Below are 20,890 nucleotides of genomic sequence, written 5' to 3' on the forward strand. Positions count from 1 at the left end.
ATGAGGAGCATGCACATGTTGACCCTGATCGAGGGCGCCGAACTCTACGGCCCGACTGCGCTGGGCCGCCAGGATCTGCTGGTGGCCGATGGCCGCATCGCCTGGCTCGGCCGGGGCTTGTCACTCCCCGCCGACTGGCCGCTGACGCGGGTGGACGGCCGCGGCCGCTATCTGGTGCCCGGGCTGGTGGATCCGCTGGCCCACATCACCGGCGGTGGTGGCGAGGGGGGCTTTGGTTTTCGCACGCCGGAGCTGGCGGCAAGGGAGGCGCTGAGCGCAGGGGTCACTACCCTGGTGGCGGCGCTCGGTACCGACAGCCTGACCCGCAGCCCGGCCCAGGTGCTCGGCAAGGTGCGCGAGTTTCGCGCCGCCGGGGTGAGCGCCTTCATGTATACCGGCTCCTACCATCTGCCGGTCAAGACCCTCACCGGCACGGTGGAGTCCGACATCATGCTGATTCCCGAGGTACTGGGGGTGGGGGAGGTGGCCATCAGCGATCACAGGTCCAGCGCACCGACCCACGACGAGCTGGCCCGCCTGGTGAGCGAGGCGCGGGTGGCCGGGCTGCTCGCGGGCAAGAGCGGGGTCAGCTTCTTTCATCTGGGGGACGGGCGCGGGGCGCTGGCACCGCTGCGGGCTCTGCGTGATGGTACCGACATCCCGCTGCGTCAGCTCTATCCCACCCACTGCAACCGCAACCCCTGGCTGTTTGCCGAGGCCATCGAGTGGAGCCGGGCCGGCGGCTGGGTCGATCTCACCACCTCGAGCTTCCCGGATCTGCTGGACGATGGTGAGTTGCTGGCGGCCGACGCCCTGGTGGCGCTGCTGGCGGCCGGGGTACCCGCCGATCGTATCAGCTTCAGCTCGGACGCCAACGCCAGCTTGCCGCGCTTCGATGGCGAGGGGCGTCTCATCGAGCTGCGCTGCGGCCAGATAGGCAGTCTGTGGCAGGAGGTGGTGGCGGCCTGCAGCAAGGGGGTTGCACTGGAGGTGGTGCTGGCGGTGGTGACGGCCAATCCGGCCAGGGCGCTGGGGCTGGCGACCAAGGGCACGCTGGCGGTGGGGCAGGATGCGGATCTGCTGCTGATCGACCCCGATACGCTTACCATCGAGCGGGTGATGAGCGGCGGCCGCTGGCGCACCTGAAGGCCGTTAGTTGAAGGTGGGGCTGTCACGTCCGCTCCCCTCTTTTAAACGACAAGCCCGGCAGCAGTGCCGGGCTTGTCGTTGTTGACGGTGGGTGGTTCAGGGGCAATCAGATGGCCAGGAAGCCCAGGATCAGGATGGGGCCGAGCAGGCTCAGGATAAAGCCGGAGACGATGGCCACCGGCACCACCTGGATGCCGCCGGATTTCTGGATGACCGGCAGGGTGAAGTCGAGGGCGGTGGCGCCGCCATAGCCGATGGCGGCGGAGGGGTGGCGGCGCATCAGTATCGGAATGATCAGGATGGCGATGAGCTCGCGGCCCAGATCGTTGATGAAGGCGGCGGAGCCCAGTACCGGCCCCAGCTTGTCGGCCACCAGGATGCCGGAGAGCGAATACCAGCCGAAGCTGGAGCTGAGGGCCAGGCCGTGGGTCAGCGGCATGCCGAGCAACTGGGCGGCCAGCAGGCTGCCCAGCCAGCTGCTGAGAATGACGGTGACGGCGATCTTCATGCCCCAGGGGTTGAGCAGGATCTGGCGCAGCCGCATGCCGGAGTTGCGCATCTGCACCCCGATGAGAAACAGCAGCAGCATCAGTGCCCACTCACTCCACTTGTCGATGGGCAGGGTGCGCAGGTCGACCAGCAGCCCCAGCAAGACGCCGCCCAGCACCACGAAACAGAGCTGCAGCGACTCCCACAGCAGGTGCAGCTTGCTCGGCATCTGGCCGTCGCTGGCCTCATGGGTGGGAGGGGAGCGCCTGTCCAGCCACCAGAGGGCCAGCAGGTTGCACAGGGTAATGGCGGCGAGCATCACCCCGGCCACCTTGAAGATCACCGCCAGATTGCTGCCTAGGTTCTCTACGTAGGCGAGCCCCAGCCCCATCAGGAACAAAATGAGATAGACCATCTTGCCCAGCGATTGATTGACCAGCTTGATCAAACGGGCAGAGGAGAGGGGTACCAGATAGCCGATTACCAGCGGCAGCAGGATCAGCAACACATTGAGCAACATCGGGGCCTCGATCACAAAAACTGACAAAAATGACACCTTATCATCACTTATTGGGCCTGTGTCACATATTTGTGTGTTTGCCTGCTCCATCCGGAGCTTTTTTATCAATATGTTATGTTTTTGGTGCGAAATGAGGCCCGCTGTTGGGGCGCCGGCCTATTCTGGTGCAGCCAGAACGGGGTCTGACAGGCCCATTTTTCAACAGGATGCGCGTACTGCATGGTTGAATAAAGTCAATCTGGGTGGCTTGCGGCCAAAACGTAGGAATCTTCTTGCCAGCCTTGCGCTGCGGGTATAAAAAGGCGGTGTCGTCAGGCAGGGTGGATTAGCGTTTTATGCAGACAAAGTGCTGAAAAATACCTGTTTGACCAATAAAAATACAGACAAAACACCAAAGACCTCGGTTCTGTATTGTTTTTTAACTATCCGAGTGATATTTTCGCTGAAGGTTGCCATCGGTTAACTTTTTGTTAAATAAGCGATGGCGTGAGTCACGCCCCAGCGGCGTCTAGGGACAGACAAGGTTGTAATGGATGAGCGACGTTGCCGCACTGGAAGTTCGTGATCTGCACAAGTATTTCGGCACCCACGAAGTGCTCAAGGGCATCGATATGACCGCCCACAAGGGGGATGTCATCTCCCTTATCGGCTCCTCCGGTTCGGGGAAGTCGACCTTTCTGCGCTGTATAAATCTGCTGGAAACACCCTCTTCCGGCACGGTTTCCCTCCATGGCGAACTTATTCGCATGAAAACCAACCGGGCCGGTGAACGGTTGCCGGAGGACGTGCGCCAGGTGGAGCGTATTCGCAGCCGCTTGGCCATGGTGTTTCAAAGCTTCAATCTCTGGTCCCACATGACCATCATGCAGAACATCATCGAGGTACCGATCCAGGTGCTCAAGGTGCCCCGCGCCGAGGCGATGGCCAAGGCGGAACACCTGCTCAACCGGGTGGGACTGTGGGAGCGGCGCGACTACTACCCAGGTCACCTCTCCGGCGGCCAGCAGCAGCGGGCGGCCATCGCCCGGGCGCTGGCGGTGGAGCCCGAGGTAATGCTGTTTGACGAACCCACCTCGGCGCTCGATCCCGAGCTGGTGGGGGAAGTGCTCGGCCTGATGCGCGAGCTGGCCGAAGAGGGGCGCACCATGCTGGTGGTGACCCATGAGATGTCGTTTGCCCGCGATGTGTCGAACAAGGTAATGTTTTTGCATCAGGGCCGCGTGGAGGAGGAGGGCAATCCCAAGGAGATCTTCGCCCATCCCAAGTCCGAACGGTTCAAGCAATTCATCTCCTCCATCTATTGATGGCCGGGGCTGATCCCCAATAATCTGCAATTGCAACAGTCGATGATTTTATCAAGGAGAGATACATGAACAAGCTGATGCTGGCGACCGCCATAGTCACTGCCCTGTCTTCCGGCAGCCTGATGGCCAAGGAGTGGAAAGAGGTGCGGATCGGGGTGGAAGGTGCCTATCCCCCCTTCTCCTGGACCGAGCCGAGCGGCGAGGTGAAAGGTTTCGACATCGACATCGCCAACGCCCTGTGCGAGGAGATGAAGGTGAAGTGTACCCTGATCAAACAGGACTGGGACGGTATCATTCCGGCGCTGCTGTCGCGCAAGTATGACGCCATCATCGCCACCATGGACATCACCGAAGAGCGCAAGAAGAAGGTGGACTTCACCCAGAAGTACCAGCACATTCCGGCTCGCTTCGCCGCCAAGAAGGGCACCGAGATCAAGCTCGACAAGGAGTTCATGAGTGGCAAGACGGTGGCCGTGCAGCGCGCGACCTCCATGGACACCTACATCACCGACAACTTCCCCAACGCCACCATCAAGCGTTATGGCACCGCGGACGAAGCCTATCTCGATCTGAAATCCGGCCGGGTTGACTACGTGATGGCCGACTCCGCCGCCATCAGCGACGGCCTGCTCAAGAAAGAGGGTGGCGATGCGTTCGAGTTCATCGGCCCGAAACTGACCGATCCCAAGTGGTTTGGCGAGGGTGCCGGCATCGCGGTGCGCAAGGCCGACAAGGATCTGAAAGAGAAATTCAACGCCGCCATCCTGGCGCTGCGTGCCAACGGCAAGTACAAGGCGATAAACGACAAGTACTTCGACTTCGACGTGTACGGCGAGTAACCCCGAAGGCGCGCTACCCCGGTAGCCGCCGGCGCAATTGCGGCGAATCATCACGACAGGTTGACCCTAGTCTGTAGTCATCGGGCCCGTTGTCTCTCGCAAGGGAGCGATGGGCCCGCTTAGTTGCAATGGAGCTGCATGTGTTTGGTTTGAAAGGATATTGGGACGGGAGATCCCGCTCAATGAGTTGCAATGGAGCCGCATATGTTTGATTTGAAAGGATACGAAACCTCCCTGCTGGAGGGGGCCTGGGTCACCCTGGAAGTGGCGCTGGCCTCCCTGCTGCTGGCGCTGGTGCTCGGCATGCTGGGGGCGCTGGCCAAGCTCTCCCCCTACAAGTGGGCCCGCGGTTTTGCCACCGCCTACACCACCGTCATTCGCGGCATCCCCGATCTGGTGCTGATGATGCTGCTGTTCTTCGGCGGCCAGGTGCTCATCAACAACCTCTGTACCTGGGTCAACGAGAGCTACAACAACTACCTGCTGGCGAGCAATCCCAACCAGGAGTGGGTCTCCCTGCTGCCCGATTACATCGACATCAGCCCGTTTGCGGCCGGGGTGGCCACCATCGGCTTCATCTTCGGCGCCTATATGACCGAGACCTTCCGCGGCGCCATCCTAGCGGTGGACAAGGGCGAGCTGGAAGCGGCCCGCGCCTTTGGCATGCGGGCTACCCAGGTGTTTGTGCGGATCCTGTTTCCCCAGATGATGCGCCACGCCCTGCCGGGATTTGGCAACAACTGGCTTGTCTTGCTGAAAACCACGGCACTGGTCTCCATCATCGGGCTCGATGACATGGTGCGCAAAGCGTCCCTGGCGGCGGGCTCGACCCAACTGCCCTTCACCTTCTACATGGCGGTGGCCCTGATCTTCCTGATCTTCACTGCGGTCTCCACCTCGGCACTGAAATGGGCCGAGCGTCACTATGCGATAAAGACGAGGTAAGCCATGGATTTCTCAATCATTCTCACCGAATGGCCCACCTACTGGCAGGGCCTCTACACCACGGTGCTGCTGGTGGCGGCGTCCCTGATCCTCGGGCTGATGCTAGCGGTGCCGCTCGGCATCCTGCGCAACAGCCGCAACTGGCTGATCAAGGGACCGATCTGGGCTTATATCTACTTCTTTCGCGGCACCCCGCTGCTGGTGCAGCTGTTCATCATCTACTACGGCGCCGCCCAGTGGGAGTGGCTGAAAAACAGCATCGCCTGGGATCTGTTTGCCGAAGCCTGGTTCTGCGCCCTGCTGGCGTTCACCCTGAACACCGGGGCCTACACCGCCGAGATCGTGCGCGGCGCCGTGCTGAACATGCCCAAGGGGCAGATTGAAGCGGCCAACGCCTTCGGCATGACCCGCTGGCAGACCCTGACCCGGATCATTTTGCCCAACTCGTTTCGCCGGGCACTGCCGGCCTACAGCAACGAGGTGATCTTCATGCTGCAGGGCTCGGCGGTGGCAGGTATCATCACCATCGTCGATCTGACCGGCGCCGCGCGGATCATCAACTCCCGCTACTACAGCCCGTTCGAAGCGTTCTTGACCGCCGGTCTGCTCTACATGCTGCTGACCTTCGTCATCGTCTGGCTGTTCAAGAAGTGGGAAGCCCGCTGGCACGCCCACTTGCGCCCCCGCACCGTGTAAACATCATAAAAAAAGCCCGCAATCGCGGGCTTTTTTGTCGCTGCGTGTTGCTCAGCGGCCCAGGTATTCTCGGTCGAAGAAGGTGTTGACCCAGTGGGGGCGGTAGATGGCGAGCAGGGTCATGGTCATGCCGTTGAGCAATGCTTCGGGGAAGAGCAGCAGTGGCCAGATGGAAAGGTAGTCGGCGCTGATGGTGTACCAGGGGTAAGTGTCGCTAAGGCCCATCAGAAGGGCGCTGGCCACCACCTTGACCGTGATGGAGAGGGCGCCGCCAAGAAAGGCCACCACGAACAGGTAGACGAACAGATGGCGCGGCAGCCAGGCCCAGCTGGCCAGAAACAGCAGCCAGGTGGTGGCGACCGGCAGGGCCACGCCGATGAGGGCCTGCCAACCGATCTCGGCCAGCGGGATGACGCCAAAATAGCTGAGCACCAGCAGGGTGAGGCAGGGAGCGAGCAGGGCGAGGCGCCAGCCCAGCAGCAGGGTCAGGCTGGTGAGGCCGAGAAAGTGCACGTCCAGCCCCTCGTGCAGGCCGGCCCGCAGGGTCCAGAGCGGCACCAGCACGATGGCGCCGCCGAGGCAGAGATGTTGATAGAGCGGATTGTGGTAGAGGGTGCGCAGCAAGGTGCCGCGCAGGCTGAATATGAGCAGCAGTACCCAGAGCAGCAGGGCGGCGGCTTGTCCTTCACTCATGGCAGATCCTTGTCCGGTGACGGCATGCAGATGGGCGAAGCCCGATGTGAAAGGGGCCGGCGTTTTCCCGGCCAGCCCCTGAGCTATCAGTATTTGACGTTGTTGTGGTACTTGGCGAGGATGCCCTGGACGCGGTCCATGGTCTCCTTGCTGGGCGGCTTGATCCCGTTGAGATCATAGGTGTCGCCCAGTACGTCCCACTTGTGCTTGCCAAGCTCATGGTAGGGCAACAGCTCCACCTTCTCGACGCACTCTCCCAGTTCGGCGATGAACTGGCCGAGCCCTTCGGCGCTCTCGTCATCATCCGACCAGGTCGGTACCACCACGTAGCGGATCCACATGGTCTTGCCCTTGGCGGCCAGATAGCGGGCAAACTCCAGGGTGTACTTGTTGCTGACGTGGGTCAGCGGAATGTGCTTGTCGTCGTTGATCTGCTTGATGTCGAGCAGCACCAGATCGGTATTGTCGAGCACCTTGTCGAGCTGCTCGTCGTAGTGGCGCACGAAGCCGTTGGTGTCGAGGCAGGTGTGGATGCCCTTCTCCTTGCAGGCGGCGAACAGTTCGGCGATGAAATTTTGCTGCAACATGGCTTCGCCACCGGAGGCGGTGACGCCGCCGCCCGAGGCATTCATGAAGTGACGATAGCTGGTGATGTCGCTCATCAACTCCGGCACTGTCACCTCGCGGCCGCCCTGGGTGTCCCAGGTGTCGCGGTTGTGGCAGTACTTGCAGCGCATCAGGCAGCCCTGCATGAACACGATGAAGCGTATTCCGGGGCCATCGACGGTGCCGCAGGTTTCAACGGAATGGATCCGGCCAATGACCCCGGATGCATCGGCGGTCACACTGGTTTCAGCGGCGGTGGCGCTGACTTCGACAGCGGGGATCCGATTAATGACAGACATAGACGACTCCAATGATTCGAGCAGGCCGTTATTTTATTACATAAAGCCCTATAAATCCTACATGTTTAGCCCGGTACCGCGGCACCCAGCAGGCTCTCGAGGGCTTTGGCGGTGAGCGGCCGGCTGGTCAGGAAGCCTTGATAATGCTGGCATCCGAGGGATTTGAGGATGGCAAGCTGCTCTTCATCCTCCACCCCTTCGGCGGTGACGGTAAAACGAAAAACCTTGGCCAGTTCCAGGATTGCCTTGACGATGGCCTTGTCCTGTTCGCTGTGTACCAGGGTCTGGATGAAGCTTCTGTCGAGCTTCACCTCGTCCGCTGGCAGGTCGCGCAGATAGGCGAGCGACGAGTAGCCGGTGCCGAAATCATCGATGGAGAGCAGGATGCCGAGCTCCTTGAGCTGGCGCATTCTGGCGATGCTCTCCAGCCGGTTCTCCAGCACCACGGATTCGGTCACCTCCAGCAGCAGGCGGGAGGGGGGTACCCCGGTATCGCGCAGTATGTATTCCACCTGTTGCACGAAGCCGACGGTGTGGAACTGGCGGGCGCTGACGTTGACCGACAGATGGGGAATGGCCAGCCCGCGGTTGAGCCAGAAGCTGTACTGGGCGCAGGCGGTCTTCATCACCCAGTAGCCGATGTCCTGGATGAGGCTGGTCTCTTCGGCAATGGGAATGAACTCCGCCGGCGGCACCATGCTGCCGTCGCTGCGCTGCCAGCGCAGCAGCGCCTCGATGCCGGACAACGCGCCGTTGTCGACCCGGTATTGCGGCTGATAGTGCAGTTGCAGCTCGTGGTGGCGCAGGGCGTCGCGCAGCTGGTTGTTGAGCGCCAGCTTGCTCTTCTCCTTCTCCGCCATCGCCTCGCTGAAGAACACATAGTTGCCCTGGCCGGATCGCTTGGCCATGTGGGTGGCGGTGTCGGCCTGCTGCATCAGCACCAGGTGATCCTTGTCCTCGCTGGAGAAGAGGCTGATCCCCACCGAGGCGCTGCAGTGCAGCTTGTGATCCTCGATGTCGAAGGGAATGCGAAACAGCCCCATCAGCTCGCGGGCGAAGTGCTCGGCCAGAATCTTGGCGGTGACATAGCCCTGGCCCAGGGCGGTGAACAGCAGGGCGAATTCGTCCCCCGAGATGCGGGCCAGCACCAGGTTGTCCTGCGGCAGCCCCTTGAGCCGCTCCACCACCGCCTGCAGCAGCAGATCGCCACAGGCATGACCGAGGGAGTCGTTGATCGACTTGAAGTTGTCCAGATCCACCAGCAGCAGGGCGCCCCACTGGCCGCTGGCCTCCTGCAGAGTGCGCTGCATGATGTCGTTGAGGCTGCGGCGGTTGTAGAGGCCACACAGATCGTCGTAATAGGCGAGCTGCTCGATGTGGCGCGCCGCCTCCTTCTCCTTGCTGATGTCATAGAAGCTGCAGACGTAGTGGCTGATCTCGCCGTGCTCGTCCTGCACCCCGCTCACCATCAAGCGCACCGGGAACAGGTGGCCATCCTTGTGCAGGCAGCGCTCTTCCCCCATCCAGAATTCCTGGGCCGCCACGGCCTGGCGCACGTCCTGCTTCAGGTGATCGCCATAGTAGGTGGGCCTGAGCCGGACGATGTGCTGGCCGATCATCTCATCGTCGGCAAAGCCGGTGATGCGGGTAAAGGAGTTGTTGACCTTGAGGATGATCCCCTTGTGATCCATCACCAGCAGGCCGTCGTGGGTATTGAAAGCCACCTCGGCCAGCCGCAAGGCTTCGTCGGCGGCCAGCCGTTGCAGTTCGACGGCGGCCCGCTCGTGCTGGCTGCTGAGGGCGTCGAGCAGCGGCATGGGGTCGGCCAGCGGTGTGTCGAGCAGCAGGGTGAGCTGGCCGATGGGGGCACCGTGCTGACCGTGCAGCGGAATGCCGACATAGACGGGGGCATTGAGGGCCAGCAGCTGGCTGGCCTGGGGATAGCGCAGGGGCAGGTCTTCCACATAGACTGCCTGGCCGTGCTGGAACAGCTCCTGGCCGGGGCCCGGGTCCATCTGGATGGGTTTGAGCACCGAGAAGGTCTCTCCCTCCAGCACGCAGCGCGGGATCATCCACAGCTCCTGGCCGCGGGGCTGGTACTCGCCGATCCAGCCGATGCGGGCGCCACTGACGCTCATGCCCCAACGCACCAGCGCGCGGCAATAGGCGATGCCGGTCAGCAGGGTGAGCTCGGCCGGCAGGGCCAGCACAGGGTTGTGCACAGGTTCGGGGAGCGGTTGCCAGTGGCCGAGCAACTGGGCGCTGTGCCGCACCAGTTGCAACATCTCCTCGCTGAGCGGGGTGGCGTTGAGGTATTCAAGGCTCAGCACGCCGATCAGTTTTTCCTGCTCAAGCAAGGCGCCGTCGAGGCGCGAGCTCACCCCCGCATTGGCCAGGTAGTAGTGCTGGCTCAGCATGGGCTGGTGCGCCGCCTCCGAAAAGCTCAGGGACTTGCGGGTGCGCAGGGCGCGGATGTAGCGACTATCGCCGCGAATGGCGGCCACTTCGTCGGCCCCCAGGGTGAAGACCGGGGTCAGCTGCTCGCTGCCGAGGGGGCCATTGGCCTGATAGTGCCAGAGGATGAGGCGATCGGCCCCCAGACTCTCCTTGAGGGTCTCCAGCATGGCGGCAAACTGCTGCTGGCTCGCCATCTGGCTCAGGCGCGGCAAGTGCAGCGCCAGATCGGCCACCGGCTCCTGGCGCAGGGTCTGCAGGCAGATGAGCCAGAAGGCGTCCTGTTCGTGGGAGAGGGCAACGTGCCACTGCTGGCCGGCAAAGCGCAGCACCAGCTTGCCGCCCTGGCCGCTGGTGAGCGCCTGCTCGATGGGCAGGCGCAGCGCATCCGGCAACTGGGCCGGCCAGGGGCCTCTGGGCTCATCGAGCCAGTAGAGCGGGGTTTGCATCACATCGGTCAGGGCGACCAGCCGCTGGCTGCGCACGTCCAGACGAAAGAACAGCGGTGTCTGGCTGGCAGAAGAAAGGTGACTGAGCGCGGTTGACGACATGAACTGATAACATCCTGTTGAACGACTGTCGGGTGGCAAGAATACTGCAAAATCGGTACAAACAAAATTTCATTGAATTCTAAATTAGAAAATACTAATTTAATGGCAATCTGTCGTTGACTGGAGTCTTGCTGATGAAACGGATCCTGATTGTAGGCGGTGTGGCCGGTGGTGCCTCTGCGGCGGCCAGAGCCCGCCGTCTGAGCGAAGAAGCGGAAATTGTGATGTTCGAGCGGGGCGAGTTCGTCAGCTTCGCCAACTGCGGGCTGCCTTATCACATCGGGGGCGATATCCCGAACCGGGATGCCCTGCTGTTGCAGACCCCCCAGAGCTTCAAACGCCGCTTCAACGTGGATGTGCGGGTCTTTCACGACGTCATCGAGATAGACAAGGCCGGCAAGAGTCTGCTGGTGCGCAACCTGCTGACCGGCGAAGAGCGGCGCGAAGGTTACGACGTGCTGCTGCTGAGCCCGGGCGCGGCCCCCATCCGGCCTCCGTTCCCCGGTATCGACAGCCCGGGTGTGCACACCTTGCGCAATATTCCCGACATGGATCGCATTCTGGCGGCGCTGGCGCACGATCAGCCGCGCCATGTCACCGTGGTGGGGGGCGGTTTCATCGGGCTGGAGATGATGGAGGCGCTGCACCAGCGCAAGCTGGCGGTCACCCTGCTGGAGCTCTCCGATCAGGTGATGGCGCCGGTGGATAAAGAGATGGCCAACATGCTCCATGCCCGCATCCGGGAGGAGGGGATCGATCTGCGCCTGCGTACCGGCCTCTCGGCCGTCGAGAGCCTGAATGTGTTGGCGGAAAAAACCGCTGCCGTGGCCACTGAACAACGGGGTGGATTACGGCTGACCCTGAGCGATGGCTCCCGGCTCGATACCGGCCTGCTGATCCTTGCCATCGGCGTCAAGCCCGAGACCCTGCTCGCCGCCAAGGCGGGGCTGGAGCTGGGGCCCCGTGGCGGCATCAAGGTGGACGCCGGCATGCGCAGCTCGGATCCCTTCATCTATGCGGTGGGGGATGCGGTGGAGGAGACCGACTTCGTCACCGGCGAATCTGTGCTGATCCCGCTGGCGGGCCCCGCCAACCGGCAGGGGCGCATCGCCGCCGACAACATGCTGGGGCGCAGCGAAACCTACAAGAAGACCCAGGGCACCGCCATCTGCAAGCTGTTCGATCTGGCTGTGGCCAGCACCGGGCTCAACGAAAAACGGCTGCTGCAGTTGGGGCTGCCGTTCGAGAAGGCTTATGTCCACCCGGGCAGCCACGCCGGTTATTACCCCGGCGCCCACCCGGTCAGCCTCAAGCTGCTGTTTGCCCCCGATGGCAAGATTTACGGCGCCCAGGCCATCGGCAAGGACGGGGTCGACAAGCGCATCGACGTGCTGGCGGTAGCCCAGCGCGCTGGTCTCACCGTGTTTGATCTGCAGGATCTGGAGCTCACCTATGCACCGCCCTTCGGCTCGGCCAAGGATGTGATCAACATGGCCGGCTTCGTGGCCAGCAACCACTTGAAGGGGGATACCCTGCTCTGCCACGCCGCTGAGGTAGAGGCCCGTCACCCCCATCAGCAGGTGCTGGACGTGCGCAATGGCCCCGAACTCGACAAGCTGGGTCGCATCCCGGGTGCCCTGCATATCCCCCTCGATGAGCTGCGTGGCCGCCTTCATGAGCTGCCCAGGGATAAAGAGCTGCTCATCAGCTGCCAGGTGGGCTTGCGCGGTCACGTGGCCTGTCGCCTGCTGAGCCAGCACGGCTTCAAGGTGAAGAACCTCTCCGGCGGCTTCAAGACCTGGCAGATGGCGGTGATGGAGTAACTCGCCACAGCCGCAAGCGAGCGCCGACCCCAGGGTCGGCGCTGTTGCATCTGGCGTTTTAAATGCAATGAGTTTTGTGTCAAGCGAGCCTGATCCCTTATCCTGTTGGCTATTGCGCTGCACTGGCAGCGAGCCAATCAGGGATGACATTTATGCGTCGCGTCGACTCTCACCCTCGCTTCTCTTGTTCCTCACCGCAACAGACGGCCGTCCCCGGGCGCCGCTGGTCGGCCCTGCTGCTGGCGGGATTCACGGCGCTGCTGCTGAGTGGCTGCGGCCCTGACAAGCCTGTTGCCAATGGGCCTACCACGCAAACTGATGCCCAGCAGGAGGCCGGTGCGCCGAGTTCAGTCGTACAAGCCAATGCCCGTCAATATCGCGATGCCCCGGCACTGGCGCTGGTCTTCTCCGGCCCCTTGGCGCCCAAGGCAAACTGGCAGAGCTGGCTTTCGGTCAGTGAGGGGGGCAAACAGGTGCAGGGGGAGTGGATCCTGGCCGACGATGGTCGCACCCTCTATTTCCCGAACGTTCAGCCCGACAAGAGCTACGAGGTGAGCCTCAAGGCGGGGCTGGGCCCATCCCCCCAGAGTTGGACCCTCAAGACCCGGCCACTGGAGGCGGGGGCTTCCTTTACCGCGAGCGGCATGGTATTGCCGCTGCGCGACGAGCTGCGCCTGCCCATCAGTGCGGTCAATGTAGACGAGGTCAATATCGATTTCTTCCGGGTCGATGCGGAGTATCTGCCCCGTTTCCTGGCCGAGTATCGCCCCGGTGCCGGCATGGGCAACTGGGAGCTTGAGCAGATCACTAAGCGGGCCAAGCGGGTGTTTAGCGGCCGCTATGCGCTGGAACTCGATGCCAACCGGCGCGAGACCCGCCTCATCAATGTGAAGGAGCCGCAGCTGGCGGAGGCTGGCGTCTACTTTGCGGTGATGTCGCCCCTTGGCAATTACGACTGGCGCAAGGAGACTACCTATTTTGCGGTGAGCGACATGGGGCTCAGTGCCCGCCGTTACCGCGATCAGCTGGAGGTGTTCGTGAGCTCCCTGGCCAGCGCCGACCCGCTCAAGGATGTGCAGCTCTCCCTGCTCGACGAGAAGGGCAACCGGCTGCAGGTGCAAACCACGGATCCGCAGGGCCATCGTCGCTTCGATCAGGTGCAGGGGGCCCGCCTGCTGCTGGCCGAACAGGGCAATCATCTGGCGGTGCTGCGCCTCGATGGGGCTGCGCTCGATCTCTCCACCTTCGATCTCGGCACCCAGCCCTGGCAGGCCCAGCAGCTCTATCTGTTCAGTGGGCGCGATCTCTATCGCCCCGGCGAGCGGCTCGACAGCGAGATCCTGCTCAAGGGGCAGGATGGCCAGTTGCTGCCGGGGATGGCGGTGGAGCTGGAGGTGAAACAGCCGGACGGCCAGCTGCTCGAACAGAAGCGGCTGCTGCCGGATAGCCTTGGCGCCGCTCACTACGGCCTGCGCCTGCCGGACGATGCGCCGCTGGGGCGCTGGACCATCAACCTCAAGACCGCCGCCGGCAGCCGCTTCGAGTGGCCTTTCCTAGTGGAGGAGTTTTTGCCTGAGCGGCTGAAACTGCAGCTTGGCAAGGGGCCGGATGGGGAAGTGACGGATCTTGACGCCGCCCTCAGCCTGCCGCTGCAAGGGGACTATCTCTACGGTGCGCCAGCGAATGCCACCAAGGCGAAGGCGGAGGTGAAGTTAAGCCGCGCCACCATGCCCTTTACCCAGTGGCAGGAGTTCACCCTGGGGGACGTGCTGCTCGCTGAGCAAGCCAGGGATCTCGAGCCGCTGAATCTCACCCTCGATGCGCAGGGACAGGGGGCTTTTTCGCTTGCTGATGAGCTCGATGGGGTGCGCGCCCTCGGGCCGCTGGAGGTGGCCTATCGGGTGTCGCTCGCCGAGCCCGGTGGCCGCGCCGTCAATCGCAGCCGCACCCAGTATGGCTGGCCCGCGGGCAGCCAGTGGCCTGCGCTCAAGACCGACTTTGTGGCGGAGCGGGTAGAGGGGGGCAAGCCGCTGCCCTTCCAGATCCTCAACCTCGATGACAAAGGGCAGCCGGTGGCAGGGGCGGTGAAAGTGCGCCTTATCAACGAGTACCGCGACTACTACTGGCACTACGCCGATGGGGAGGGGTGGAAGTACGAGTTCAACAGCCAGCCCTATCTGGAGCAGGAGCAGACCCTGCAGCTGGATGGCAAGGGGCCGACCCCGCTCACGCTGCAACTGGCGGCGGGCTGGTATCGATTGGAGGTGGAGAACAGTCAGGGCCATCAATCGAGCCTGCGGGTGGAAATCGGCAGTTACGCCTGGGGCGGTGGTGGCGAGCAGGCGCGCCCTGACAAGATTGCCATCACCCTCGACAAGCGCGCCTATCAGGCCGGGGAGAAGGCCAAAGTGACCCTGGTGGCCCCGCGCCCCGGCAAGGGGTTGCTGCTGGTGGAGGATGGCGACGGCCTGCGCTGGTGGCAGCGTATCGAGCTCAAGGGGGCCGGTGGCGATGCCAAGGATGCCCGAGGCGAGTTCGAGATCCCGGTCAGCCCCGAGTGGCAGCGCCATGACTTGCATATTTCTGCCCAGATCGCCGCGCCAGACAGCGCCTCCAAACCGGTCAGCAGTCAGCAGGGGCAGAGCCTGCGCTCGGTCGGTCTGGTGCCGCTCACCCTGGATCGGGAAGCGCGCCGTCTTCCGCTTACCCTGAGCGCACCTGATAAAGCGGTGCCGCTCACTCGACTGGAAGTGACCGCCACCTCCACCCCCAACAGTCAGGGCCGCGTGGTGCTGGCTGCGGTGGATCGGGGCGTGCTCAATATCAGCGACTACCAGCCTCTCGACCCGTTCGAGATCTTCTTTGGTCGCAAGCGCTTCGCCCAAGATTTGTTCGACAACTATGGCCAGGTGATCCCGCCGCAAGATGGCAAGCTGGCTCGCCTCAACTATGGGGGGGACCGGGCGCCGCTGAAAAAGGGCGGCGCGCTGGAGAGTCGGGTCGAAATAGCAGCGCTGTGGAGCGGCGAGGTGAGTTTTGATGAGAGCGGCAAGGCGGTGATCCCGCTCGATCTGCCCAACTTCAATGGCGAGCTGGCACTGATGGCGCTGGCCTGGAACGAACAGCAAGTGGGTGAGGCCGAGCGCGCCGTCAAGGTAGTAGCGCCCTTGGTGGCCGAGATCGGCTGGCCGCGCTTTGGCGCCAGAGGCGATGAGACCCGGGCGCTGGTGCAGTTGCGCAACATGAGTGGCGAGGATCAGACCCTCTCCCTTGCCTGGACCCTGAACGGTGGGCTCAAGGCAAATGGCGAGCTGCCCGGCACCCTGTTCCTTAAAAATGGCGAAGAGCAGTGGCTGACCCTGCCGCTCACCGTGACCGGGGCGAGCGGCGTGGCGAGCCTGCAGTTAGCGGCCAGTGGCAAGGGTTTTGCGATAAGTCGCGACTGGTCGCTACCGCTGCGCTCCCCCTGGCCGGCCGAGACTCGCCAGCGTTACCAGATGCTGGCCCCCGGCCAGCAGATGAGCTTTGCGCCAGCTGAGCTGGCCGGGCTGGATCGCGCCAATCTGCAGGGGCTGCTCAGCCTCTCCGGCACCCCGCCCTGGGATCCGGCAGCCCAGTGGCAGGCGCTGGCCGACTACCCCTACGCCTGTCTGGAGCAGACCTTGTCGCGGGCCTGGCCTTACTTGCTGACCACGGCGGATGAGCGCATCGCCTGGAGCAAACCTGCAGAGGGCAAGCAAGCGGCGAGCGAGGCGGATGTGCAACGCGCCCTGCTGCAACGGCTGCAGCGGTTGCAACTGCCAAGCGGCGGCTTTGGCCTCTGGGATGGTCGCTCCGACGAGGAGCAGTGGCTCACCGCCTATGCTGCCGACTACCTGCTGGCGCGCAAGGAGGCGGGCGATGCCGTGCCGGAGGCGATGCTCAATCAGGCGCTGAACCGGTTGCAAAGCTATCTCACCGACAGCCAGTATGGCGAGCGCTGGAGCCGTGCCCCCGAGCACAGCCGGTTGGCCTATCAGGCCTACAGCGCCTATGTGCTGGCCCGGGTGGGCAAGGCGCCGCTTGCTACCCTGCGCCTTGTCTGGGAGCAGCAGGCCGACCACGCCCGCTCCGGCTTGCCGCTCTTGCACCTCTCGCTGGCCCTCTCGGCCATGGGGGATGAGCAGAACGCCGCCAAGGCCCTCAGCCGGGCGCAGACGATCGAGCGCGGTGACGATTATCTGGGGGATTACGGCTCGCCACTGCGCGATGAAGCCCTTGAGCTCTCCCTGCTGCGCCAGCACAAGCTGGCTGCGGAGCGCTGGCCTGATCTCAGTGCCAAGGTGGCCGATACCCTGGCCCATCGTCAGTGGCTCAGCACCCAGGAGCGGCTCGCCCTGTTGCGACTCGCCCGTTTCGATCCGGCCGTCGACTGGCAGGCCAAGGTAACTTCCTCTCTTGGCAGTGGATCCCAGAGCGGTTCGGCTCCGCTGCAGCTGAGCGCCCCCGAGGCACTGGCGGCCAGCGCCGTCACCAACGAGGGCAAGGGTTCCCTCTATGTGCAGCGCACTCTGGTCGGTTATCCCGAACAGGCACCGGCACGGATCAGCAAGGGAATGAGCGTGACCCGCAGCTGGTTCAACAGCGATGGGCAGCGTTTTGATCCCACCAAGGTGAAGGTGGGCGATCTGGTGGTGGTGCGGCTCAACGTCAGCAGCGAATCGGCGGTGCCCGATGCCCTGCTGGTGGAGATGGTGCCCGCTGGCTTCGAGCTGGAGAACCCGGCCCTTGGCAACAGCATCAAGCTCGAAGAGCTCTCCATCGAGGGGAAACCGGCGTGGCAGAGCGAGTGGAACGACTATCTCAAGCATCAGGAGTTTCGCGATGACCGCTACACGGCGGCGCTGGATCTGAGCGAGGGGAGCAACCAGCAGTTGGTTTACCTGATGCGGGCGGTGACGCCGGGTCGCTATCAGGTGCCGCCGACCCAGGTGGAGGATATGTACCGCCCCGAGCTGCGGGCTGTGGGTGAGGATATCCACGAGGTGCTTATCTCTGAGTAACAAACCCTCCCTTGAGCGGGTTCGCCCGCTCACCCGTTGGCAGCGTTGCTGGCTGAATTTGGGTCGCAGTGGCCGCGCTGGCTGGTGCTGGCTTGGTCGTTTGCCACGCTGGCTGCGTTTCTCGGTGCTGGGCGTTGTAGCACTGCTCCTGTCATTGCTGGCGCTGGATCGTATGTTCCCGCCGCCACCGCTCGACCCTGCCTATGCGCGGGTGGTGCTCGACATGAAGGGGCGGCCGCTGCGGGCCTTTGCCGACACCAGCGGGGTGTGGCGCTACCCCGTGACCCTGGAGCAGGTCTCCCCCCGCTATATCGAGGCGCTGCTCGGCTACGAGGATCGCTACTTCTGGCGTCATCCGGGGGTCAATCCGGTGGCCATGGTGCGCGGCATCGGTCAGTGGCTGCGCTACGGGCGCGCCGTGTCGGGCGGCTCGACCCTCACCATGCAGGTGGCGCGCCTTATCGAGCCCTACCACCGGAGCGTGCCCGGCAAGCTGCGCCAGATGGCGCGCGCACTGCAACTGGAGTGGCACTATGACAAGCGCACCCTGCTCACCGTCTACCTCAACCGAGCACCGTTTGGCGGCAACCTGGAAGGGGTGCAGGCGGCAAGTTTTGCCTATCTCGGCAAGAGTGCGGCCAAGCTGACCTATGCCGAGGCTGCACTGTTGGCGGTGTTGCCGCAGGCCCCCAGCCGTAACCGGCCGGACCGGCATCCCGAACGGGCTCGCACCGCCCGCGACAAGGTGATGGAGCGGCTGGTAGCGCAGGGTGTCTGGCCCGAGCCGGTGTGGTTGGAGGGGCGTATCGAGCCGGTGCTGGCCCGCGGTCACTTCACGCCGATGGAGGCGCCGCTGTTTGCCCGCCTCGCCGCCGACAATCAGGCCGGGGCGCTGGTGCACACCACCATCGACGGCGATCTGCAGCGCTGGCTGGAGGGGCGGGTGGCGAGCTATATCCGCCGCTTCCCCGAGCAAACTTCTGCCGCTCTGCTGCTGGTAGACAACAAAACCATGGCGGTGCGCGCCTATGTGGGCAGCGCCGAGTATGGCAATTTGCGTCGCCACGGTTACCTCGATATGGTGCAGGCGATCCGCTCCCCAGGCTCTACGCTGAAGCCCTTTATCTATGGTCTGGCGATGGACGAGGGGTTGGTGCACTCGGCCTCCCTGCTCTCCGATGCGCCGAGACTCCGGTCTGACTATCGCCCCGCCAACTTTTCCGGTGCCTTTCAGGGGCCGGTGACCCTCGCTCAGGCGCTGCAGCAATCCCTCAACGTGCCGGCGGTGCAGGTGCTGGAGGCGCTCGGGCCCGATAAGCTGGTCAGCCGCCTCGACAACGCCGGGGTGCGGCTGGCGCTCTCCGACAAACCCAATCCGGCCATCGCGCTGGGGGCGGCGGGCATTCGGCTTGAGCAGCTTGTGGCGCTATACAGCGCGCTGACCCGGGAGGGGCAGGTGGCGATGCCGGTCTGGCTGGCGGGGCAGCAGGCGGTGTCACGCCCCTTGCTGAGCCCGGGGGCGGCCTGGATCATCTGGCAGATCCTGAGTGCGCAGGGGCGGGCCGATCAGCCCTTTGCCAGTGAGGCCACCGGCCGGATCAACCGACTGGCCTGGAAGACCGGCACCAGCTATGGCTATCGCGACAGCTGGGCGATGGGGGTCTCCGGTCGCTGGACCATCGGCGTCTGGCTGGGGCGTCCAGACGGCACCCCCATGCCCGGTTTTTACGGCCAGAGCGCGGCGGTGCCGCTGTTGCTGTCGGTTTACTCGCGATTGGCTGACAACAGCCCCTTGCCGGCACAACCCAACACGGTGAGCGAGGCCGAAGTTTGCTGGCCGCTGGGGCGCAAGGCGAGCGCAACCCTGCCTGAAGCCTGTCTGCAGCGCCAGAGCGCCTGGTTGCTGGAAGGGCGCGATCCCCCCACCTTGCCAGATCCCATGGACTGGCCCTCGCCGCTGCGCCAGGTCGCATTGACCGCCGCGGGCAAGCCGACGCTGACCCGTTGCCAGAATGCGGCGCAATCCGGTTTTAGGGCGCTCTGGCCATTGTCGCTGGAGCCTTGGCGGGTGCCCGGTGAGCGGCGGCAGGCGCTGCTCGCCAGCGGTTGTGCAGGGGAAGGGCAGAGCGCCGAGCTGCAGACCCCCATTCGCATCGTGGCGCTGGGGGAGGGGAATCTTATCCGCAGCCAGCGTTACCGGCTGCAGCCCAGAGTGCTGGGCGGTGTCGGCAAGCCGGCCTGGTTTCTCAACGGCCAGCGGCTGCGCTGGGACGGGGATCAGGTGCTGAGCGAGGCAGGTCGATACCAGCTGGTGGTGGTGGACGAGGCGGGCAACAGCGATCGTATCGAGTTTCGGCTGGAGAATCCCTCCTGAGGGGGGGCTGTCTTTGGGGGGGGCAGGATATTGACGACATCGGGGGATGGCTCCGATGTCGTCAGCGGATTGTCGATCTCCCCGCAGGGCGCCGCGGAGTCAGGGCTTGACCTGACCCAAGCGGGTGAAGAAGTGCTGACTCTTGCGCTGGTGGAAGTGGCTCTTCTTGATGGAGTGAAACACCAGCTTGCTGTCCGGATGGCTCGCCTTGAGGCGATGGATCATCGCCATGGCAGGCAGGCCGGTACTCACCAGGGTAGTGAGCGGCAGACTCTGGGTCTGTGGCCCCAGCAGCTGGTTGAGCCCCTGCTGGGCCTGCTCGAAGCGGGTCAGCGCGGCGGGCTCGGCGTAGCCGCTGCCCAGCATGGCGAGCAGGGCATCGAGCGCCTGATTAAATTCGGCCAGCTGCTGGCGAAAGCCGCTGCGGCTGCGCAGGGCGATCAGCTCTGCAAACGGGATATCGCTCAAGTGAGTGGGCACTAGCAGCGGGATTTCGAGGTGGAAGCAATCCTGGCCACCCCGGTTGTGATAGCGGGATTCAAGCAGGTGGAGCAGTCGGTCGAGATAGTCGTGATCGGTGATGAGCGCCCCCTCATTGGCGAGCGCCCACTCGCGGGCGAGCCGCATGGAGAGCAGGTTGGCAAAGCGGCGCGCCATCCTGAACCCGCCCTCTTCCCGGCTGGCAAAACCGTGCGCCAGGCAAAAGCCGTGCAGCCGCTCCAGCCCTGCCTGGGCCGGGCAGAAGCAGTCGTGGTTGGCCGGTGTGCGCCAGCGACCGATCAGCTCCTTGTTGCCAAACACCTTGTGACGCACGAAGTCGGGGGCGAGCAGGCTGCTCAGCTGGCTCTCCAGCTGGGGGGTGATGGCGGCAAAGAAGGTGGCATCCGGCCGTTCGGCCAGCAGGTCCGTCTCCTGTTCGAGCGTCTGCAGCAGGGCGGTGAGGCCGCTCTTCTCACTGACGGTGAAGACGAAGGCGAGCCGCTCCAGATAGAGCAGGGCAAACTTGAGCCACAGCTCGTCGCGCACTTCCATGCCTGGGTAGTAGATATAGGTCTTCATCGAATGGGTCTGTGGTCAGGAATGTTGCCGGGACGCAGGTTCGGGAA

At 63.7% G+C, this 20,890-nt stretch carries 13 protein-coding genes; 8 read left to right on the forward strand and 5 right to left on the reverse strand.

The genetic code is table 11. From position 1 onward, the window contains the following. Window positions 1–15 precede the first annotated feature (15 nt). A complete protein-coding gene (gene iadA, locus R2E40_RS08355; protein ID WP_318165212.1) occupies window positions 16–1,146 on the forward strand; it encodes a beta-aspartyl-peptidase in 1,131 nt (376 codons plus the stop codon). A gap of 109 nt (window positions 1,147–1,255) precedes the next feature. Here iadA and R2E40_RS08360 read toward each other — a convergent pair whose 3' ends face one another. Continuing rightward, window positions 1,256–2,158, reverse strand: a complete 903-nt coding sequence (locus R2E40_RS08360; RefSeq protein WP_318165213.1) for a lysine exporter LysO family protein — start codon at window positions 2,156–2,158, stop codon at window positions 1,256–1,258. Between the two features lie 533 nt (window positions 2,159–2,691). Here R2E40_RS08360 and R2E40_RS08365 point away from each other — a divergent pair. The 4 genes from R2E40_RS08365 to R2E40_RS08380 all read left to right on the forward strand — a co-directional run bounded on the left by R2E40_RS08365 (window position 2,692) and on the right by R2E40_RS08380 (window position 5,942). Then, a complete protein-coding gene (locus R2E40_RS08365; RefSeq protein WP_011705574.1) occupies window positions 2,692–3,462 on the forward strand; it encodes an ABC transporter ATP-binding protein in 771 nt (256 codons plus the stop codon). Between the two features lie 65 nt (window positions 3,463–3,527). Then, window positions 3,528–4,301, forward strand: coding sequence for an ABC transporter substrate-binding protein (locus tag R2E40_RS08370; RefSeq protein ID WP_011705575.1), 774 nt, complete (start codon window positions 3,528–3,530; stop codon window positions 4,299–4,301). A gap of 204 nt (window positions 4,302–4,505) precedes the next feature. Beyond that, a complete protein-coding gene (locus R2E40_RS08375) occupies window positions 4,506–5,246 on the forward strand; it encodes an ABC transporter permease (protein WP_011705576.1) in 741 nt (246 codons plus the stop codon). A gap of 3 nt (window positions 5,247–5,249) precedes the next feature. Further along, on the forward strand, window positions 5,250–5,942 hold the full coding sequence (locus tag R2E40_RS08380) for an ABC transporter permease (protein ID WP_039214955.1): 693 nt from the start codon (window positions 5,250–5,252) through the stop codon (window positions 5,940–5,942). A gap of 51 nt (window positions 5,943–5,993) precedes the next feature. Here the strand turns inward: R2E40_RS08380 and R2E40_RS08385 are convergent, their stop codons facing one another. The 3 genes from R2E40_RS08385 to R2E40_RS08395 form a co-directional block, all read right to left on the reverse strand. Next, window positions 5,994–6,635: an energy-coupling factor ABC transporter permease gene (locus R2E40_RS08385; protein ID WP_065478096.1), complete on the reverse strand. Its 642-nt coding sequence runs from the start codon at window positions 6,633–6,635 to the stop codon at window positions 5,994–5,996. A gap of 86 nt (window positions 6,636–6,721) precedes the next feature. After that, window positions 6,722–7,540 carry a pyruvate formate lyase 1-activating protein gene (pflA, locus tag R2E40_RS08390; RefSeq protein ID WP_011705579.1) on the reverse strand — a complete coding sequence of 273 codons (819 nt, stop codon included), beginning with the start codon at window positions 7,538–7,540 and terminating at the stop codon, window positions 6,722–6,724. Window positions 7,541–7,605: 65 nt separating this feature from the next. Further along, a complete protein-coding gene (locus R2E40_RS08395; RefSeq protein ID WP_016350333.1) occupies window positions 7,606–10,545 on the reverse strand; it encodes an EAL domain-containing protein in 2,940 nt (979 codons plus the stop codon). 134 nt (window positions 10,546–10,679) lie between these two features. Here R2E40_RS08395 and R2E40_RS08400 point away from each other — a divergent pair, with 134 nt between their 5' ends. The 3 genes from R2E40_RS08400 to pbpC all read left to right on the forward strand — a co-directional run bounded on the left by R2E40_RS08400 (window position 10,680) and on the right by pbpC (window position 19,784). Continuing rightward, the gene (locus R2E40_RS08400) at window positions 10,680–12,368 is read left to right on the forward strand and encodes an FAD-dependent oxidoreductase (RefSeq protein WP_318165214.1); all 1,689 of its coding nucleotides are present in this window, start codon (window positions 10,680–10,682) and stop codon (window positions 12,366–12,368) included. A 152-nt stretch (window positions 12,369–12,520) separates the two neighbouring features. After that, complete coding sequence (locus R2E40_RS08405; protein ID WP_412055138.1) at window positions 12,521–17,410, forward strand: alpha-2-macroglobulin family protein; 4,890 nt, start codon at window positions 12,521–12,523, stop codon at window positions 17,408–17,410. A 58-nt stretch (window positions 17,411–17,468) separates the two neighbouring features. Then, on the forward strand, window positions 17,469–19,784 hold the full coding sequence (gene pbpC / locus R2E40_RS08410) for a penicillin-binding protein 1C (protein ID WP_318165216.1): 2,316 nt from the start codon (window positions 17,469–17,471) through the stop codon (window positions 19,782–19,784). A gap of 99 nt (window positions 19,785–19,883) precedes the next feature. On the opposite strand, the gene R2E40_RS08415 is transcribed toward pbpC, so the two are convergent. Then, on the reverse strand, window positions 19,884–20,843 hold the full coding sequence (locus R2E40_RS08415; RefSeq protein ID WP_318165217.1) for a hypothetical protein: 960 nt from the start codon (window positions 20,841–20,843) through the stop codon (window positions 19,884–19,886). Window positions 20,844–20,890 lie beyond the last annotated feature (47 nt).

It is taken from the genome of Aeromonas sp. CD, from assembly GCF_033349375.1.
Taxonomy (GTDB): domain Bacteria; phylum Pseudomonadota; class Gammaproteobacteria; order Enterobacterales; family Aeromonadaceae; genus Aeromonas; species Aeromonas hydrophila.

Excerpts from the sequence above, each read along its gene's own strand:
- R2E40_RS08405 (WP_412055138.1), top strand. The coding sequence starts at position 12,521 with ATGCGTCGCGTCGACTCTCACCCTCGCTTCTCTTGTTCCTCACCGCAA.
- R2E40_RS08395 (WP_016350333.1), bottom strand. The coding sequence starts at position 10,545 with ATGTCGTCAACCGCGCTCAGTCACCTTTCTTCTGCCAGCCAGACACCG.
- R2E40_RS08370 (WP_011705575.1), top strand. The coding sequence starts at position 3,528 with ATGAACAAGCTGATGCTGGCGACCGCCATAGTCACTGCCCTGTCTTCC.
- iadA (WP_318165212.1), top strand. The coding sequence starts at position 16 with ATGTTGACCCTGATCGAGGGCGCCGAACTCTACGGCCCGACTGCGCTG.
- R2E40_RS08415 (WP_318165217.1), bottom strand. The coding sequence starts at position 20,843 with ATGAAGACCTATATCTACTACCCAGGCATGGAAGTGCGCGACGAGCTG.
- R2E40_RS08360 (WP_318165213.1), bottom strand. The coding sequence starts at position 2,158 with ATGTTGCTCAATGTGTTGCTGATCCTGCTGCCGCTGGTAATCGGCTAT.
- R2E40_RS08380 (WP_039214955.1), top strand. The coding sequence starts at position 5,250 with ATGGATTTCTCAATCATTCTCACCGAATGGCCCACCTACTGGCAGGGC.
- R2E40_RS08385 (WP_065478096.1), bottom strand. The coding sequence starts at position 6,635 with ATGAGTGAAGGACAAGCCGCCGCCCTGCTGCTCTGGGTACTGCTGCTC.
- pflA (WP_011705579.1), bottom strand. The coding sequence starts at position 7,540 with ATGTCTGTCATTAATCGGATCCCCGCTGTCGAAGTCAGCGCCACCGCC.
- R2E40_RS08400 (WP_318165214.1), top strand. The coding sequence starts at position 10,680 with ATGAAACGGATCCTGATTGTAGGCGGTGTGGCCGGTGGTGCCTCTGCG.
- R2E40_RS08375 (WP_011705576.1), top strand. The coding sequence starts at position 4,506 with ATGTTTGATTTGAAAGGATACGAAACCTCCCTGCTGGAGGGGGCCTGG.
- R2E40_RS08365 (WP_011705574.1), top strand. The coding sequence starts at position 2,692 with ATGAGCGACGTTGCCGCACTGGAAGTTCGTGATCTGCACAAGTATTTC.